This is a genomic window from Flavobacterium sp. AC274, from assembly GCF_979258275.1.
The window spans coordinates 1,410,682-1,427,945 of sequence record NZ_OZ409852.1 but is presented as its reverse complement, the minus strand read 5'-3'; the positions used below and the strand labels follow the sequence as shown (position 1 = coordinate 1,427,945).

At 32.4% G+C, this 17,264-nt stretch carries 17 protein-coding genes and 2 pseudogenes; 1 reads left to right on the top strand and 18 read right to left on the bottom strand.

Annotation, left to right across the window (positions count from 1 at the left end):
* Positions 1–24: 24 nt before the first annotated feature.
* From ACZZZT_RS06500 to ACZZZT_RS06480, 5 genes are all read right to left on the bottom strand, one after another.
* On the bottom strand, positions 25–1,008 hold the full coding sequence (locus tag ACZZZT_RS06500) for an SDR family oxidoreductase (protein ID WP_463459805.1): 984 nt from the start codon (positions 1,006–1,008) through the stop codon (positions 25–27).
* 9 nt (positions 1,009–1,017) lie between these two features.
* Complete coding sequence (locus ACZZZT_RS06495; RefSeq protein ID WP_463459804.1) at positions 1,018–3,459, bottom strand: exopolysaccharide transport family protein; 2,442 nt, start codon at positions 3,457–3,459, stop codon at positions 1,018–1,020.
* 14 nt (positions 3,460–3,473) lie between these two features.
* A complete protein-coding gene (locus ACZZZT_RS06490) occupies positions 3,474–4,268 on the bottom strand; it encodes a polysaccharide biosynthesis/export family protein (protein ID WP_073395805.1) in 795 nt (264 codons plus the stop codon).
* Between the two features lie 71 nt (positions 4,269–4,339).
* The gene (gene recR / locus ACZZZT_RS06485) at positions 4,340–4,960 is read right to left on the bottom strand and encodes a recombination mediator RecR (protein WP_463459803.1); all 621 of its coding nucleotides are present in this window, start codon (positions 4,958–4,960) and stop codon (positions 4,340–4,342) included.
* 176 nt (positions 4,961–5,136) lie between these two features.
* On the bottom strand, positions 5,137–5,502 hold the full coding sequence (locus tag ACZZZT_RS06480; RefSeq protein WP_073395799.1) for a CoA-binding protein: 366 nt from the start codon (positions 5,500–5,502) through the stop codon (positions 5,137–5,139).
* A 153-nt stretch (positions 5,503–5,655) separates the two neighbouring features.
* Here ACZZZT_RS06480 and ACZZZT_RS06475 point away from each other — a divergent pair, with 153 nt between their 5' ends.
* Complete coding sequence (locus ACZZZT_RS06475; RefSeq protein ID WP_042565886.1) at positions 5,656–6,285, top strand: MarC family NAAT transporter; 630 nt, start codon at positions 5,656–5,658, stop codon at positions 6,283–6,285.
* A gap of 81 nt (positions 6,286–6,366) precedes the next feature.
* Here ACZZZT_RS06475 and ctlX read toward each other — a convergent pair whose 3' ends face one another.
* The 13 genes and pseudogenes from ctlX to secY form a co-directional block, all read right to left on the bottom strand.
* Positions 6,367–7,302, bottom strand: coding sequence for a citrulline utilization hydrolase CtlX (gene ctlX, locus ACZZZT_RS06470; protein ID WP_042565885.1), 936 nt, complete (start codon positions 7,300–7,302; stop codon positions 6,367–6,369).
* A 75-nt stretch (positions 7,303–7,377) separates the two neighbouring features.
* The gene (locus ACZZZT_RS06465) at positions 7,378–8,292 is read right to left on the bottom strand and encodes a dimethylarginine dimethylaminohydrolase family protein (RefSeq protein ID WP_463459802.1); all 915 of its coding nucleotides are present in this window, start codon (positions 8,290–8,292) and stop codon (positions 7,378–7,380) included.
* A gap of 64 nt (positions 8,293–8,356) precedes the next feature.
* Entirely contained in the window at positions 8,357–9,634 is a 1,278-nt protein-coding gene (locus ACZZZT_RS06460) for a citrate synthase (protein WP_042565883.1), read from the bottom strand.
* Between the two features lie 154 nt (positions 9,635–9,788).
* Positions 9,789–11,081, bottom strand: a complete 1,293-nt coding sequence (gene eno / locus ACZZZT_RS06455; protein WP_042565882.1) for a phosphopyruvate hydratase — start codon at positions 11,079–11,081, stop codon at positions 9,789–9,791.
* A 103-nt stretch (positions 11,082–11,184) separates the two neighbouring features.
* Positions 11,185–12,302: pseudogene (carA, locus tag ACZZZT_RS06450) on the bottom strand (glutamine-hydrolyzing carbamoyl-phosphate synthase small subunit).
* Between the two features lie 244 nt (positions 12,303–12,546).
* Positions 12,547–13,038, bottom strand: coding sequence for a 50S ribosomal protein L17 (rplQ, locus tag ACZZZT_RS06445; protein ID WP_042565880.1), 492 nt, complete (start codon positions 13,036–13,038; stop codon positions 12,547–12,549).
* Between the two features lie 36 nt (positions 13,039–13,074).
* The gene (locus ACZZZT_RS06440; protein ID WP_026109818.1) at positions 13,075–14,067 is read right to left on the bottom strand and encodes a DNA-directed RNA polymerase subunit alpha; all 993 of its coding nucleotides are present in this window, start codon (positions 14,065–14,067) and stop codon (positions 13,075–13,077) included.
* 21 nt (positions 14,068–14,088) lie between these two features.
* A pseudogene (rpsD, locus tag ACZZZT_RS06435) lies at positions 14,089–14,693 on the bottom strand (30S ribosomal protein S4).
* 95 nt (positions 14,694–14,788) lie between these two features.
* On the bottom strand, positions 14,789–15,172 hold the full coding sequence (rpsK, locus tag ACZZZT_RS06430; protein WP_007803677.1) for a 30S ribosomal protein S11: 384 nt from the start codon (positions 15,170–15,172) through the stop codon (positions 14,789–14,791).
* Positions 15,173–15,180: 8 nt separating this feature from the next.
* Positions 15,181–15,555, bottom strand: coding sequence for a 30S ribosomal protein S13 (gene rpsM, locus ACZZZT_RS06425; protein WP_007803675.1), 375 nt, complete (start codon positions 15,553–15,555; stop codon positions 15,181–15,183).
* 2 nt (positions 15,556–15,557) lie between these two features.
* Positions 15,558–15,674, bottom strand: a complete 117-nt coding sequence (gene ykgO / locus ACZZZT_RS06420) for a type B 50S ribosomal protein L36 (RefSeq protein WP_072945378.1) — start codon at positions 15,672–15,674, stop codon at positions 15,558–15,560.
* Positions 15,675–15,686: 12 nt separating this feature from the next.
* Complete coding sequence (gene infA / locus ACZZZT_RS06415; RefSeq protein WP_007136545.1) at positions 15,687–15,902, bottom strand: translation initiation factor IF-1; 216 nt, start codon at positions 15,900–15,902, stop codon at positions 15,687–15,689.
* A 7-nt stretch (positions 15,903–15,909) separates the two neighbouring features.
* Positions 15,910–17,256: a preprotein translocase subunit SecY gene (secY, locus tag ACZZZT_RS06410; protein ID WP_042565879.1), complete on the bottom strand. Its 1,347-nt coding sequence runs from the start codon at positions 17,254–17,256 to the stop codon at positions 15,910–15,912.
* Positions 17,257–17,264 lie beyond the last annotated feature (8 nt).

Sequence of the window (17,264 nt, the reverse complement as noted above, 5' to 3'; positions counted from 1 at the left end):
ATTTCTTATTATGTTATCCTTGATTTATTTCAAATTATTCCAATACCAATTTACTGCTTCTTTTAAACCATCCTGCAACGAATATTTTGGATTGTAACCTAATATATTTTTTGCTTTATCGATACTTGCTAATGAATGTGGAATATCACCCACTCTGTTGACTCCATAGACAACTTCAACATCTGCTATTTTTGAATCAAATTCAGCTAAATATTTTTTCAAATACCCAACTAAATCATTTAATGTATTTCGATCACCATATGCTGTATTATAAACAGTATTTACAGCTTCGGGATTTTGACTTGTCATAGCTAATTCATTCATCTGAATTACATTATCAATATAAGTAAAATCACGAGAATAATTTCCATCACCATTAATTATCGGGCTTTCATAATGCATGAATTGCATTACAAATTTAGGAATTACTGCAGCATAAGCACCATTTGGATCCTGTTTTCTTCCAAAAACATTAAAATAACGTAATCCAATAGTTTCTAAACCATACGTTTTACTAAAAATCTCTGCATATAATTCGTTTACATATTTCGTAATTGCATATGGAGATAAAGGCTTTCCTATAACATCTTCTACTTTTGGCAATCCTTGAGAATCTCCATAAGTTGAAGAACTTGCCGCATAAATAAAACGTTTAATTTTTGCATCGCGTGAAGCTACCAGCATATTAAGAAATCCTGAAACATTAACATCATTTGTAGTTATAGGATCATTTATAGATCTTGGCACAGAACCTAAAGCTGCCTGATGCAAAACATAATCAACATCTTTTACAGACAAAACACAATCTTCTATATTTCGTATATCCCCTTCAATCAATTTAAAATCAGGATGATTTAAAATATCTTTCAAATTATGACGGTGACCTGTCGAAAAATTATCTAAACAAATTACTTTATGACCTGATTTTAGAAAATACTCACATAAATTTGAACCAATAAAACCCGCTCCACCCGTAATCAAAATTTTATATTGAGTTGATGCTTCCATTTATTGAATTTATTTTTTATTGAATTTATTAGAAAGAGACTTTATAAAACCTGGCTTTACTTCTTCTTCGTGATAACCATTAGAATATACTCCATAACCGTACCCGTAAGCAGTTCCATATTTTGCTTTATTCTCATACCCATTCAAAACAATACTTGTATTATTTAGCTCTCCTCTTTTTACTCTAGTATTCAACAACGTGATCATATCTTTTTTAGTATAATTTTGTCTAACAATATACAATGTTACATCTGCATACTGAACCAATTCTAAAGCATCGGAAACAAGACCAACCGGCGGAGTGTCTAAAATAATATAATCATATTTTTGTTTTAACTCTTCTATCAACTCTTTCATTGCTTCACTTATGATAAGCTCAGACGGATTGGGTGGAATAGGGCCGGAAAGTATAACATCAAGATTAGGAATTTCTGTTGGATTAATAATTTCACTCAACGTTTTTTGTTTAATTAAATAATTTACAACCCCTATCTGATTACTCAAATTAAACTCATCTGCTAATCTGGGCTTTCTCAAATCTAAACCAATAATAACCGTTTTCTTTTCGCTTAAAGCGAAAATAGTAGCAATATTTATAGAGCAAAATGTTTTTCCTTCTCCACTTATAGATGAAGTGATCATTAACGTTTTTGAACCACTTACCTGCTGTTTTTTGTACAAAAATTGCAATGAAGAACGAATAGCTCTAAAAGACTCAGAAAGTGCCGATTTTGGCTTATCAAATACTGCTAAATTAACATTATCCTTATTTACACCAATTACTCCAATAAGTGGAATCTGGGTCAATTTATTAATGTCTTCAGTATTTTGAATTGAATTATTAATGAAGAAAATTCCAAAAACGAATAACAAAGGAACTAAGATACCCAAAAATAAAGCCAATACATAATTTACAGAAGTTTTTGGTCCAATTAAACCACCTCCAATATCTTTGGCCGGATCAATAAAATGTATATCTGATAAATTAGAAGCTTTTACAATTTCTGCTTCATTCCGTTTTTGAAGAAATTCAGTATAAATATTATCATTTAAATCATATTTTCTTTTGATCTTCAATAATTCCTGCTGTTCTTCCGGTAACTTTTTGACTGTACTTTCTGCCTCACCAATTTTGGCATTCACCATAGATAAATCATACAATAGTGAAGATTTTGCTGTAGCGATATTTTCTAATAAAACATCTTTAACAGCGTGCATTTGGTTATCAAAATCTTTAAAAATCTTATCACTTTTTACTGCATAAGCCATCTCTGATCTTTGAGTGGAAAGTGCTATTATTTTTGATACATTAACAACAATATTTGGATCTTCAATTCCAGCAACTGACGGAGCCGGAAGTCTGGAATAATCGACACTGTTATTCAAGTAAGTTTTTAATGAATTATAATATGCTATTTTTCTGGAAATTTCATCTCTCTGTACATCAAAATTCATTATTTGATCTGAAAACTTTGCACCTCCGGCTTCTATCTCATAAACATTCTTATCTTTTCTGAAGGTTTTTAATTCGTTTCCTGTTTGCTTCAATTGCCCTTCCATAGCCACAAGCGTGCTATCTATAAATCGTATTGTATTGTTTGCAAATTGATTTTTTCCGTCAAGCTGAATTTTTATTAACATTCTTACGGTAGCATTTAAGTATTCTACCATTCTGGCTTTGTTTGTACCCTGCATACTTAAAGTCAATATAGAACCTCCTTTATCATCAGAATCTACATTTACGCCTTTATAACGAGACACCGTTCCATTAAAATCATTGAATCTCACAAAGTATTCATTTCCTTTATAAAAACCGGGATTATCATTGATTTGTAATTTCCAATTTAAAAAAGGCAATATAACCTGTTCTCCCACTTTATACCTTTTTACAAATTCTACAGGCTGTACATTTGTATTCGAATAAGTATTGGTCGTGTAGTCTACTACTGAAACTGAAGAATTTTCAAACGGAATTCGAATTTCATATACATTTTCACTTAAAAACTTAATCCCAATTAAAGTATTTGCAAGCTGACCTTTTGATTTATCAATATTTAAATAAAAAGGAACTGCTCCGTATGCATCGGTCAAATTATATTTTCCTTGTTTCAGATAATCAATATAAAATTGCAACTTACTCACAACTAATTCATTATGTGATCTTGATTGTAATATAGTCGAAATCCCATTTACCTGATCAGATATTCCTCCCCAATTAAAAACCAAACTAGTATTTGAAGTAAAAAAAGGATTACTCTCTTCTTTAATAGAAATCATCGTTTGTATTGCGTAAATTTTCTCTTTTCGAATATTCACCTGATATGCAATTGTAAATGCAATTATTAAACTAGCGAGAAACCATTTCCAATAACTGGCTATTTTCAATAAAAACCCTTTAAAATCAAAATTTGAATGATTTTCAAAAATCGAGAAATCTTTTATATCTAACATTTTTTGAATTTAGTTTAATTTTTCAGAATCAAATAAACCGTCGTTGCTAATGACAACAAGGTTATAATTGTACCAATTGATTGTATTCCGGTTTGTCCCGTTCCCCATGTTTTTTGTCTTAGTGGTTTTACATAAATGTAATCATTAGGCTGTAGATAATAATATGGAGATTTCATCACATTTACATCAGTAAGATCAAGGTCGTTCATTTGAACTCCAGTTGGTGTTTGACGAATTACGGTTACAGCTCTTCTATTTCCAACAGTCGTAATATCTCCAGCGTTTGCAATAGCTTCCATAATATTTACATGTTGTTGAAATAGTGTTTTAGTTCCAGTACTTCCTACTTCTCCATTAATTGTATATCGAAAACCCGCTAATTTGACAGTCACAAAAATATTCGCATCACTTTTAAAATATTCTTCAAGTAACTTTTTTTCAATTTTAACTCTTACTTCCTCGATTGTAAATCCAATTACATTTATTTCACCCAAAATTGGCATACGGATATTTCCATGATCATCTACCGTAAAACCATTGAAATATAATGATGATTCTGATTTTGCTGTAGTTCCTGAAGCTGATTCGGTTGAATTAAAAATAGTAACAAGCTTAGGATCAATTGCTTTTATATCGATACTAATAATATCATTAACTTGCAATCTATAAGGTTTAGATTCGACTGCGGCAATTGTATTTTGTTCTGCTGAAGTATTTTTATCTTGTAAATACACCAAATCTTTTATTGGAATACAAGATGTAAAAAGTGTGCTAATTAACAGCAATATATAAAAGCTTTTTCTTGTCATTATTTAAAATTTAGTCGCAAATATAGCTTTTCCTTTAATCTTCAGGAAATCTAACTTTTGTTTGGTTTTATTTAGTTGTTTTTAAAAGTTTTTTCGAATGGCACTCTGTGTAAAATACTTCTGCCAAGTGTAATTTCATCAGCATATTCTAATTCGTCTCCAACAGATATTCCTCTTGCAATTGTCGAAATCACAATTTCAGATTCTGCAATTTGTTTATAGATATAAAAATTAGTTGTATCGCCTTCCATAGTAGAGCTTAGCGCAAAAATAATTTCAATTACTTTTCCGGCTTTCACTTTTTCTACTAAACTTGAAATATTTAATTGTCCAGGCCCAACACCTTCAATTGGAGAAATTTTCCCTCCGAGTACGTGATAAATTCCTTTATATTGTCCTGTATTTTCGATTGCCATCACATCTCTAATATCTTCTACGACACAAATCGTCTGATGGTTTCTGCCTGAATTTGCACAGATTTCGCAAACTGTTGTATCAGAAATATTATGACAGCTTCTACAAAACTTAATATCTTCACGCATATTTAGCAATGCCTGAGATAAAAAACCAGTTTGCTCCTTTGGTTGCTTTAGCAAATGCAAAACCAATCGTAATGCCGTACGCTTACCAATACCTGGTAATTGCGCCATTTCGTTAACTGCTTTTTCTATTAACTTTGATGAAAATTCCATAACGACAAAAGTAATACTTTTAATGGTTTAGTAGACTTGGGGACAACTAAATTCACTGTGTTTTAAAGAGCAAATATACTACTAAAGAGTTTTTTTACTTAAATTATAAATCAAATCCTTTCTTATTATTGAACAGAATAAAAAAGGATTTGAACTAAACTGGACAATCCGGAAAATCAATATTGATTTGTTGCCAATAAAACCAAAGTACAAGCAACTTCTGCCTTAATATCATTCAATTCAAGCAACTGATATAATTCAGGATTTTCAGTTCCTGGATTAAAAACTACTCTTTTTGGCTGAGCTTCGATTATGTAATTGTAATAATCACGCTGACGTGTAGGGTTTAAATATAAAGTTACTGTGTCTATATTTTTAACCGGAATGGCTTTGGTTTGAATTTTTACACCGGCTACTTCACCGGTATTTTGACCAATTGCTAAAACAGTATGTCCTTTTTGAACCAACATATTTATAGCTCTATATGCGTATCGATCTGGTTTTGTAGTAGCTCCCAGAACTAAAGTTTTCTTATTTTTCATCATTTTAAAATATTTTACAAAAGTAGTCAAAAAGAATGAGCTAATTTTAAGTTATTAATTTACTAATTAAAGCAATAAAAAACGAATAACCTTACATCAAATTGTTCTGTAATATTAAAATTTGACTATTTTTACTTCGTTAACCAAAACTCTATGGATTTATTTATTTACTTATTTGCTGCTCTTTTTTCGGTTTTAAACCCAATTGGCACTGTTCCTATTTTTGTTGGACTTACACAGGATGACTCTCAGAAAGAACGCTCGAGAATTTCACTTTGGACAGCGATAAATGTTTTTATAATTTTAATGGTTTCTTATTTTATAGGTCAATATGTTTTAACCTTTTTCGGGATCAGCATTGACGCTCTTAGAATTGCCGGCGGAATCGTAATTGTGAATTCGGGCTTTTCTTTACTTTCAGGGAAATTCAACAAAAAACGAGGCATCAACAAAAAAATTGAAAATGAAGCACACCATCGAAACGATATTGCGCTTACTCCATTAGCAATACCAATGTTAGCTGGCCCTGGATCGATGTCATTATTAATTGCTTTTTATCAGGAACACCATAAAATGAATGAAATCATTATTTCTAGTTTAGCCATTTTTGCGATTGCCGTTGCCATTTTTGCCATACTTAAAAGCGCACATTACTTAGCCCGTATATTAGGAGCTTCAGGAATTGTAGCAATATCAAGAATAGTTGGTTTTATTGTAATTTCTATTGGGATTCAATATATAGTAAGCTCAATCGTAAATATTATCAAAGGAAATTTGATGTAATTCATTCTATATTTATATTAAAAAACAAAAGGGATAAAACTTACGTTCTATCCCTTTTTTATGCTCTAAAATTATTATTTTTTAATTTCTTGGCAAAAACACTTCAGCCATCATGCATCTTGCACTCCCGCCGCCACAAGCTTCAATTGTATCCAAACTTGAACTTAAAATTTCTGCATGATTTTCTAATTGTGCAATTTGTTTTGGAGTTAAACTCTGATGTGCCGATGCGCTCATAACAATATATTTTTTGTCATTTGCTCCTCGAACTTCAAGCATATTTCCGGCAAAATTATTTACCTGAGCTTCAGTAATTAAAATAATTTCTTTTTTATCAGTTTTTAAATTATCCAGCACCATTTTGCGTTCTTTTTTGTCATCAATGCAATCTGCACAAATAACAGCAAAAGTTTCACCCAAACACATCATTACATTAGTGTGATAAATTAATTTACGCTCTCCATCAACAGTCTGAAATGCTTCAAAAATAACCGGAGCATAATCAAAATCTTCACAAAATTCTATAAACAATTCCTCATCAGCTCGAGGAGATAACGCACAATATGCTTTTGCATTAGCTCTATCCAAAAGCAAACTTCCTGTTCCTTCCAGAAAAAAACCATCTTCTTCTGCAGATGTATAATCCATTATATTAGAAATCTCAAAACCTTTTTCTTCAAGAGTATCTAAAATATCTTCACGACGTTCATGACGACGATTTTCGGCAAACATTGGATATAAAGCTACATCTCCATTTTCATGAAATGAAACCCAGTTGTTTGGAAAAATACTATCCGGAGTATCTGTATCTAAAGTATCTTCGATCACCGTCACATCTACTCCAACGGCCCTTAACTTCTCAACGAAAGTATCAAATTCCTGCTGGGCTTTTGCATTTACAGTACTTGGTAAAAGTCCGTCTAACACTTTTTGGTAATAATTATTTACAGCCGTTTGCTCATTCATTCTAAAAGCAACCGGCCGAATCATTACGATTGCATTTGTAGTTTGTTTCATAATCTATATTTTTCGCTTCAGGTTTTAAAGTTTCAAGTTGCTGGAACCGGAAACATAAAACTTAAAACTATTTTTTTAATCTCTAATTAATGGTAACGTTGAACATCTCAACAATCCTTCTTGTTTTGCAATTTCTGCATACGGAATTTCTTCAACTGTAAAACCATTTGCACGAAGCCAATTGTTCAAACGAGTAAAATTCTTCTCTGAAACTACAACATTTTCATCAATTGAAAATACGTTTGAAAACATATTATACATTTCGTTTCTCTCAATGTGAAATAAATTTTCTTTCCCAAAAAGATTTACTAAATATAAATAATCAGCTTCCTCACGAAAACCTCTTTTATAAATGATCCCTTTATTTTTTCCAACTGGCTGAAAGCAACAATCAAGATGCAAAGCATTATCCCGAGCTTCTAACTTCGATTTAACCAAATCAAATTCTTTGACAATTTTATTCGGGAATAATTCCTTGATAAAATTAACACCATGCATATTTGTTCTTGCTGTGATGTAATCCTTATAATCACTGCCTTTATATGTTCCAATAAAAATATGATTATTCCAAAGCATAACATCTCCGCCTTCAATATGTACTTCCTCCGGTGGGCGAACCACTTTAGTTGCATCCATTTGATCAATTACATATTGAATTGCATCTAATTCACGTTCTCGATCTGGCAAAATATTCGATTTCACAAAAGTGTCATCAATAACAAAACCTATATCTCTGGCAAAAATTTGATTATAATTCTCAATCATTTCCGGACGATAAACTTTTACATCATATTTTTGAAAAACAGCATTAAAAGCATCCATTTCAGTAACCATGTCCTTTTCAATTGGATATGTTCCTGCTTTAATATGTTCCAATGATTTAGGATCGTAGGCTTCTTCCAAAGATGGAGTTGGCCCATTATGAACGGCTGAACCCAAAACTACAGCACGCAATCTTGACGTTTCGTTCTTTACATTTAATTGCAACATAATAGTATTATATTTTGAGCAAATATAAAAAAAGCTTCACAGTTAAGTGAAGCTTTAAAGTTTTTTATTTGTTAGACTTAAAGTCTCTCAAAGGATGTCCAGTGTAAATTTGTCTTGGCCTTCCAATTGGCTCTTTGTTTTCACGCATTTCTTTCCATTGTGCGATCCAGCCTGGTAATCTACCAATAGCAAACATTACTGTAAACATATCTGTTGGAATTCCTAACGCTCTGTAAATAATTCCAGAGTAGAAGTCAACATTAGGATATAAATTTCTTGACTTGAAATAATCATCTTCAAGAGCAGCTGATTCTAATTTTTTAGCAATTTCTAAAATAGGATCTTCAACTCCTAAAGTCTCTAATACTTCTTTAGCCGCTTTTTTAATAATTTTAGCTCTCGGATCAAAGTTTTTGTAAACTCTATGACCAAATCCCATTAAACGGAATGGATCATTTTTGTCTTTTGCTTTCGCTAAAAACTTATCTGTATCCCCACCATCTTTATTGATTTCTTCCAGCATTTCAAGCACTGCCTGGTTTGCGCCACCATGAAGTGGACCCCAAAGAGCAGAAACTCCTGCAGAAATTGAGGCAAACAAACCAGCATGAGATGAACCTACCATTCTTACTGTAGAAGTAGAACAGTTTTGTTCGTGATCTGCATGAAGAATAAATAATTTATCTAATGCATCAACAATAACCGGATTAGCAGAATAAGGTCCTGTAGGCAATTTAAACATTAATTGCATAAAGTTATCTACATAACCTGTTGTGTTGTCATAATAATTTAAAGGATAACCCATAGATTTTCTGTAGGTCCATGTAGCAATTACAAGAAATTTACCCATTGTTTTACAAATGGCTTCGTACATTTCTTTTTCATTGTCAACATTCACTGCTTTTGGATTAAATGCCGTTAAAGCACTTGTCAAAGCAGATAGTACACCCATTGGATGTGCTGTTTTTGGAAAACCATCAATGATATTTTTCATCTCTTCGTTTACCAAAGTATGTTTTTTAATACCATTTTCAAACTGCTCTAATTCCTGAGCTGTTGGCAATTCACCAAAAATTAAAAGATATGATACTTCCAAAAAGCTAGCTTTCTCAGCTAAATCTTCGATTGAATATCCTCTGTAACGCAAAATTCCTAATTCTCCGTCTAAGAATGTGATCTCACTTTTACAAGATCCAGAATTTTTATATCCTGGGTCTATAGTAATAATACCAGTTAAATCACGTAATTTGTTAATATCGATAGCTGATTCATTTTCGCTTCCTGTGATTACCGGAAGTTCAATTTTTTGACCATCTACTTCTAATGTAGCTATTTTTGACATAATATATCGGAAATAAATCTTTAAAATAATAATTTATCAAATCTAAGGAATTTAAGACTAATTAAAAAAAGAATACTGCTATGAATTTGTTAAAACTCCAAAAAAAACCACCCATTAAGAAATGGATGGTTTAAATCTATCTATAACCTTACAATTATTTAATCTTGAAAGCGTTTAATCCAGGGAAATAAGCTGTTGCTCCTAATTCTTCTTCAATTCTTAATAATTGATTGTATTTTGCCATACGATCAGAACGAGAAGCAGAACCAGTTTTAATTTGACCACAGTTTAAAGCTACCGCTAAATCAGCAATTGTATTATCTTCAGTTTCTCCAGAACGGTGAGACATTACAGAAGTATAACCAGCATTTTTGGCCATATTTACTGCAGCAATAGTTTCAGTTAAAGTACCAATTTGGTTCACTTTTACCAAAATTGAATTTGCAATTCCTTTTTCAATACCTGTAGATAAACGTTCAACATTAGTAACAAATAAATCGTCACCAACTAATTGAACTTTATGTCCAATTTTTTCAGTTAAATATTTCCATCCATTCCAGTCATCTTCATACATACCATCTTCGATAGAAATAATTGGATATTTAGCAGCAAGTTCAGCTAAATAATCAGCTTGTTCTTCAGAAGTTCTGATCTTTCCAGTTTCACCTTCAAATTTAGTATAATCGTATTTACCGTTTACATAAAATTCAGAAGCGGCACAGTCAAGAGCAATCATAATTTCGTCTCCAAAAGTATATCCTGCTTTTTCAACTGCTAATTTGATTGTATCTAAAGCATCTTCAGTACCACCAGCTAAGTTTGGTGCAAAACCACCTTCGTCACCAACTGCAGTGCTTAATCCTCTATCGTGCAATACCTTTTTCAAGCTATGGAAGATTTCAGTTCCCATTTGCATTGCATGAGTAAATGAAGTTGCCTTTACAGGAAAAATCATAAACTCTTGAAAAGCAATCGGAGCATCAGAGTGAGAACCACCATTGATGATATTCATCATTGGAACAGGTAATGTATTAGCAGAAACCCCACCTACATATCTGTATAATGGCAAACCTAATTCATTTGCAGCAGCTTTTGCAGCAGCTAAAGAAACTCCTAAAATAGCATTAGCTCCTAATTTAGATTTATTTGGAGTTCCGTCTAAATCAATCATTAATTGATCAATTGTGTTTTGTTCAAAAACAGAAGTTCCAACTAATTCCTCAGCAATAACAGTATTAACATTATTCACTGCATTTAAAACTCCTTTTCCTAAGAACGCTTTTCCTCCGTCACGTAATTCAACAGCCTCGTGTTCTCCAGTTGAAGCTCCAGATGGAACTGCTGCTCTTCCTAAAACTCCATTCTCAGTTACTACATCAACCTCAATAGTAGGATTACCTCTGGAATCAAAAATTTGTCTTGCGTGAACTTTAATTATAATACTCATTATTTCTGTTTTTTTATTAATAAATTATATATTTTTTTCCGAAATTATAAAATTATTTAATAGTAAAAACGTATTCTTACTATTAAACACCTTTATTTATTAACTACATCGTTTTAGCGGTAGCCAGTTTTATATTCTCAACGAACTGATCAAATAAATAAGATGAATCGTGTGGTCCTGGACTTGCTTCAGGATGATATTGTACTGAAAAACAATTCTTATTTTTCATTCTCATTCCGGCAACTGTATCATCATTTAAATGTACATGCGTAATTTCTAATTCCGGATGACCGTCTAAAGCTTCTCTTTTTACAGCGAAACCGTGATTCTGAGAAGTTATTTCTCCTTTTCCTGTAATAATATTTTTTACCGGATGATTAATTCCGCGGTGACCTCCAAACATCTTATAGGTCTTAACACCATTTGCCAAAGCTATAATCTGATGACCTAAGCAAATTCCAAACAAAGGCTTATCATCCGCTATAATTTCTTTTGCAACTTGTATGGCACCAAATAATGGGTCTGGATCTCCAGGACCGTTCGATAAGAAATAACCATCAGGATTAAATTCAGTTAAATCCTGATAAGTTGAATCATAAGGAAACACTTTGATATAACAATCTCTTTTCGCAAGGTTTCTCAAGATATTTTTTTAATTCCAAGATCTAAAGCTGAAATTTTATAAGTAGCATTTTCATCTCCAAAAAAATAAGGCTCAGTAGTTGAAACTTTTGACGCCAACTCTAAACCTTCCATGTTTGGCACATTTGCCAATTCTTTTTTCAATTCTTCTACCGAAGTTCCATCTGTACAAATAACAGCATTCATTGCTCCGTTATCACGAATATAACTCACAAGAGCTCTCGTATCAACATCAGAAATACAAATCAGGTTTTGTTTAGTGAAATAATCTTCCAAACTTCCAGATGCATCTTCTCTTGAATAATTAAAGCTAAAGTTTTTACAAACTAAACCAGCAATCTTAACGCTATCAGATTCAATTTCCTGATCATTAACACCATAGTTTCCAATGTGTGCATTTGTAGCCACTAATATCTGACCAAAATAAGAAGGATCAGTAAAAATCTCCTGATATCCTGTCATTCCCGTATTAAAACAAACTTCACCAAAAGTTTTACCGCTAATTCCGATAGATTTTCCGTGAAAAATAGTTCCGTCGCTTAGTAATAAAATGGCGCTTTGTCGTGTCGTGTATTTCATTCTTTAATTTGTGTTGTTTTTTTAATTGTACATGAAACTTGCCAAGCTCATTTCATTTGTAATTATAAGTTTTGCAAATTTACTTCTTTAAAAGAGTGTCTCCAAGATTTTTTAAAAAATTCATTCATAAAAATAATACCTTCGAATTGAAATAAGTTAAATTTCTCATTTTAAAAAAATCAAAAAAAAGGATAAACTAAAAATTAGCTTATCCTTGATTTCTATAGAATCATTACTTTCATAATTATTCAGAAGCTTCAGTAGTCGATTCTGACTCAGCAGCAGGAGCTTCAGAAGTAGTTTCCTCAGCTTTTTTTGCTTTACCACCACGACGGCTTTTAGCTTTTTTAACTTCTTTTTTACCTCCATTGTAAAGTTCATTGAAATCTACAAGTTCGATCATTGCCATATCAGCATTATCTCCCAAACGATTTCCAACTTTAATGATACGAGTGTATCCACCTGGACGGTCACCAACTTTAGCAGCTACGTCTCTGAACAAGTCAGTTACAGCATATTTACTACGTAAGTAAGCAAAAACAATACGACGATTGTGAGTCGTATCTTCTTTTGATTTTGTGATTAAAGGCTCAACGAATTGTTTAAGCGCTTTAGCCTTAGCAACAGTAGTGTTAATACGTTTGTGCTCAATAAGAGAACAAGCCATATTAGCTAACATAGCTTTTCTATGTCCAGTCTGTCTGCTTAAGTGATTGAATTTTTTTCCGTGTCTCATTGCTATTTTAAATTTAATCCGCCGTGGCGGATTGAATTATTCTTTATCTAGTTTGTATTTAGCTAAATCCATTCCGAAAGTTAAATTTTTAACTGCAACAAGTTCATCAAGTTCAGTTAAAGATTTTTTACCAAAATTACGGAATTTCATCAGGTCATTTTTATTGAACGATACTAAATCACCAAGTGTATCAACTTCAGCCGCTTTCAAGCAATTTAATGCTCTCACAGATAAATCCATATCAACAAGCTTAGTTTTAAGCAATTGTCTCATATGCAATGACTCTTCATCATACGATTCTGTTTGTGCAATTTCGTCAGCCTCGAGTGTAATTCTTTCGTCAGAAAATAACATGAAGTGGTGAATTAAAACTTTAGCAGCTTCAGTAAGAGCATCTTTTGGATTAATAGAGCCATCAGTTTTAATTTCAAAAACTAATTTTTCATAATCTGTTTTTTGTTCTACACGGAAGTTTTCAATTGCATATTTTACATTTTTTACCGGAGTAAAAATAGAATCTGTAAAAATGGTTCCAATTGCAGCGTTCTGTTTTTTGTTCTCCTCAGCAGGTACATATCCTCTACCTTTTTCGATTGTTAAATCGAAGTTCAATTTGATTTTAGAATCTAAATTACAGATAACAAGGTCTGGATTCAAAACTTGAAAACCTGAGATAAATTTTTGAAAATCACCTGCTGTTAATTGATCTTTACCAGAAACAGAAATTGTAACTGCTTCATTATCGATATCTTCAATTTGACGTTTGAAACGTACTTGTTTTAGATTAAGGATAATTTCGGTAACATCTTCAACAACACCTGAAATAGTAGAAAACTCATGATCTACACCTTCGATACGAACAGATGTAATTGCATAACCTTCTAATGCTGAAAGCAAAACTCTTCTAAGTGCATTACCAACTGTCAATCCATAACCAGGTTCTAAAGGTCTAAATTCGAATTTACCTTCAAAATCGGTTGAATCGATCATGATAACTTTATCGGGCTTTTGAAAATTAAATATTGCCATAAATTTCGACTAAGTCAATTATTATTTGTTGTACAACTCTACGATTAATTGTTCTTTAATGTTTTCTGGGATTTGAAGTCTTGCAGGTACAGAAACGAAAGTTCCTTCTTTAAGATCATTGTTCCAAGTAATCCATTCATAAACATGACTTGAATTTGATAAAGAACGTTCGATAGCTTCTAAAGACTTAGATTTTTCACGAACTGCAACTTTATCACCTGGTTTAAGGTGATAAGAAGCGATATTTACAACCTCACCATTTACAGTAACGTGTCTGTGAGAAACTAATTGTCTAGCACCTCTTCTAGAAGGAGCAATACCCATTCTAAAAACAACGTTATCTAATCTTGCCTCACATAATTGTAAAAGAACTTCACCAGTAACACCTTTAGTTGCTGATGCTTTTTTAAATAAATTTCTGAATTGTTTTTCTAAAATTCCATAAGAATATTTAGCTTTTTGCTTTTCCATTAACTGAACAGCATACTCAGATTTTTTACCTCTTTTTTTAGCCATCCCGTGTTGTCCAGGTGGGTAATTTCTTTTTCGAAAGATTTATCATCTCCGAAGATTGCTTCGCCAAATTTACGAGCAATTCTAGTTTTTGGACCAGTATATCTTGCCATTTCTAAAAAATTAAATTTAAGGTAGAGATTATGAATTCAGGTCAAATCCTTCGATAATCTATATTCTACCTTGTTTATACTATGAATAAATAAAATTAAACTCTACGTCTTTTTGGAGGACGACATCCGTTGTGAGGCATTGGAGTAACATCGATAATCTCTGTAACTTCAATTCCACCGTTATGAATAGAACGAATAGCAGACTCACGTCCGTTTCCTGGTCCTTTTACATAAACTTTTACTTTTTTAAGTCCTGCCTCAAGAGCTACTTTACTACAATCTTCTGCTGCCATTTGAGCTGCGTACGGAGTGTTCTTTTTAGAACCTCTGAAACCCATCTTACCAGCTGAAGACCAAGAAATAACTTCACCTTTCTTATTAGTCAAAGAAATGATAATGTTGTTGAAAGTGGCAGAAATATGAGCTTCACCCGTTGATTCAACGATAACTTTACGTTTTTTTGCAGTTGCTTTAGCCATATTACTTATTATTTAGTTGCTTTTTTCTTGTTAGCAACAGTTTTTCTTTTACCTTTTCTTGTTCTAGAGTTGTTTTTAGTTCTTTGTCCTCTTAAAGGAAGACCAGATCTATGACGGATACCTCTATAACAACCAATATCCATTAAACGTTTGATGTTCAAAGAAACTTCAGAACGTAATTCTCCTTCAATTTTGTAAAATGAAACAGCATCACGAATCGCTCCGATCTCATCATCATTCCAATCTTGAACTTTTTTGTCTTGGCTAACTTGAGCTTTTTCTAAAATCTCAATAGCTCTACTTCTTCCTAATCCAAAGATATAGGTAAGTGCTATAACACCTCTTTTATTTTTTGGGATATCTACCCCTGCTATTCTTGCCATAATTATCCTTGTCTTTGTTTAAATCTAGGATTCTTTTTGTTTATTACGTACAATCTCCCTTTTCTACGCACAATGATGCACTCGGGACTTCTCTTTTTTACTGATGCTCTAACTTTCATAGTGAATATCCTTTAATATCGATAAGTAATTCTTGCTTTTGACAAATCATAAGGACTCATTTCTAGTTTCACTTTATCACCAGGTAATAACTTGATGTAATGCATACGCATTTTACCAGAAATATGAGCAATTACAATATGTCCATTTTCTAACTCTACACGGAACATCGCATTTGATAATGCTTCAATGATTGATCCGTCTTGTTCTATTGCTGATTGTTTTGCCATAAATATATTAAGCTACCGCTTTTCTATTTTTACCAGTCTTCATTAAACCATCATAATGTTTGTTTAACAAGTATGAATTGATTTGTTGAATAGTATCTATTGCAACTCCAACCATAATTATTAATGAGGTACCTCCAAAAAACATTGCCCAAGATTGTTGTACATCCATAATACTTACAACAATAGCTGGGAACACAGCAATCAAAGCAAGGAATAAAGATCCTGGGAAAGTTATTAAAGACATCACTTTATCAAGGAAGTCTGAGGTTTCAGCTCCAGGACGAACTCCAGGAATAAAACCACCGCTTCTTTTTAAATCATCGGCCATTTTGTTAGTAGGAACCGTGATCGCAGTATAGAAAAATGTAAATACAATAATTAAAGTTGCAAAAACAAAATTATACCAAAATCCAAAGATATTACTAAATGCTCCAACAATAGATTGTGATGTGTCTGATTTAGACAATCCGGCTACAGCTGCAGGTATAAACATAATTGCCTGAGCAAAAATGATTGGCATAACTCCAGAAGCATTAAGCTTAAGAGGAATCCATTGTCTATTACCACCTGCTAAATCTTGCTCATAATCTCCAGTTGTTGTACGACGAGCATACTGAACCGGAATTCTGCGTACTGCCATTGTAAGCAATACACAAGCAATAATTACTAATAACCACACAATAATTTCAATAACTAACAACATTGGACCTCCATTGTTATTGGTAACTCTGGTTGTAAATTCTTGTATAAAAGCTTGCGGTAAGCGAGCTAAAATACCAACCATAATCAATAATGAAATTCCATTTCCAATACCTTTATCTGTAATTTTCTCACCAAGCCACATAGCAAAAATTGTACCAGTGACTAAGATGATAACAGACGAGAACAAAAATTCAGGTGAATTAAAGCCTAGTAAGAATGCACTACCAGGCAATGTTCTGTACAAATTATAGATATAAGTTGGACCTTGAACCAGTGTAATAGCTATAGTCAACCAACGAGTGATTTGATTAATCTTTTTTCTACCACTCTCTCCATCGTTTTGAAGTTTTTGTAAATAAGGAATAGCAATTCCCATCAACTGAACAACAATAGATGCAGAAATATAAGGCATAATACCTAAAGCAAAAACTGAAGCTTTAGAGAAAGCACCTCCTGTAAACATGTCTAGGATAGATCCTAAACCATTTTTAGTTTGTCCCGCTAAACCTGTTAATTGAGTTGCGTCAATTCCAGGAAGCGTAACGTGTGCACCAAAACGATATACTAAAAGCAATCCTAATGTAATTAGGATTCTGTTTTTCAGTTCTTCGATTTTCCAAACATTACTTATTGATTCAATAAATTTCTTCATCTTAATAG

Bases quoted from the DNA above. Each gene is read 5' to 3' on its own strand.
- recR (WP_463459803.1), bottom strand. From the start codon at position 4,960: ATGGAATTTTCATCAAAGTTAATAGAAAAAGCAGTTAACGAAATGGCG.
- infA (WP_007136545.1), bottom strand. From the start codon at position 15,902: ATGGCAAAACAATCAGCAATAGAACAAGACGGATCAATCATTGAAGCA.
- ykgO (WP_072945378.1), bottom strand. From the start codon at position 15,674: ATGAAAGTTAGAGCATCAGTAAAAAAGAGAAGTCCCGAGTGCATCATT.
- rpsM (WP_007803675.1), bottom strand. From the start codon at position 15,555: ATGGCAAGAATAGCAGGGGTAGATATCCCAAAAAATAAAAGAGGTGTT.
- rpsK (WP_007803677.1), bottom strand. From the start codon at position 15,172: ATGGCTAAAGCAACTGCAAAAAAACGTAAAGTTATCGTTGAATCAACG.
- ACZZZT_RS06480 (WP_073395799.1), bottom strand. From the start codon at position 5,502: ATGAAAAATAAGAAAACTTTAGTTCTGGGAGCTACTACAAAACCAGAT.
- ctlX (WP_042565885.1), bottom strand. From the start codon at position 7,302: ATGAAACAAACTACAAATGCAATCGTAATGATTCGGCCGGTTGCTTTT.
- ACZZZT_RS06475 (WP_042565886.1), top strand. From the start codon at position 5,656: ATGGATTTATTTATTTACTTATTTGCTGCTCTTTTTTCGGTTTTAAAC.
- eno (WP_042565882.1), bottom strand. From the start codon at position 11,081: ATGAGTATTATAATTAAAGTTCACGCAAGACAAATTTTTGATTCCAGA.
- ACZZZT_RS06460 (WP_042565883.1), bottom strand. From the start codon at position 9,634: ATGTCAAAAATAGCTACATTAGAAGTAGATGGTCAAAAAATTGAACTT.
- secY (WP_042565879.1), bottom strand. From the start codon at position 17,256: ATGAAGAAATTTATTGAATCAATAAGTAATGTTTGGAAAATCGAAGAA.
- ACZZZT_RS06465 (WP_463459802.1), bottom strand. From the start codon at position 8,292: ATGTTGCAATTAAATGTAAAGAACGAAACGTCAAGATTGCGTGCTGTA.
- ACZZZT_RS06500 (WP_463459805.1), bottom strand. From the start codon at position 1,008: ATGGAAGCATCAACTCAATATAAAATTTTGATTACGGGTGGAGCGGGT.
- ACZZZT_RS06440 (WP_026109818.1), bottom strand. From the start codon at position 14,067: ATGGCAATATTTAATTTTCAAAAGCCCGATAAAGTTATCATGATCGAT.
- rplQ (WP_042565880.1), bottom strand. From the start codon at position 13,038: ATGAGACACGGAAAAAAATTCAATCACTTAAGCAGACAGACTGGACAT.
- ACZZZT_RS06490 (WP_073395805.1), bottom strand. From the start codon at position 4,268: ATGACAAGAAAAAGCTTTTATATATTGCTGTTAATTAGCACACTTTTT.
- ACZZZT_RS06495 (WP_463459804.1), bottom strand. From the start codon at position 3,459: ATGTTAGATATAAAAGATTTCTCGATTTTTGAAAATCATTCAAATTTT.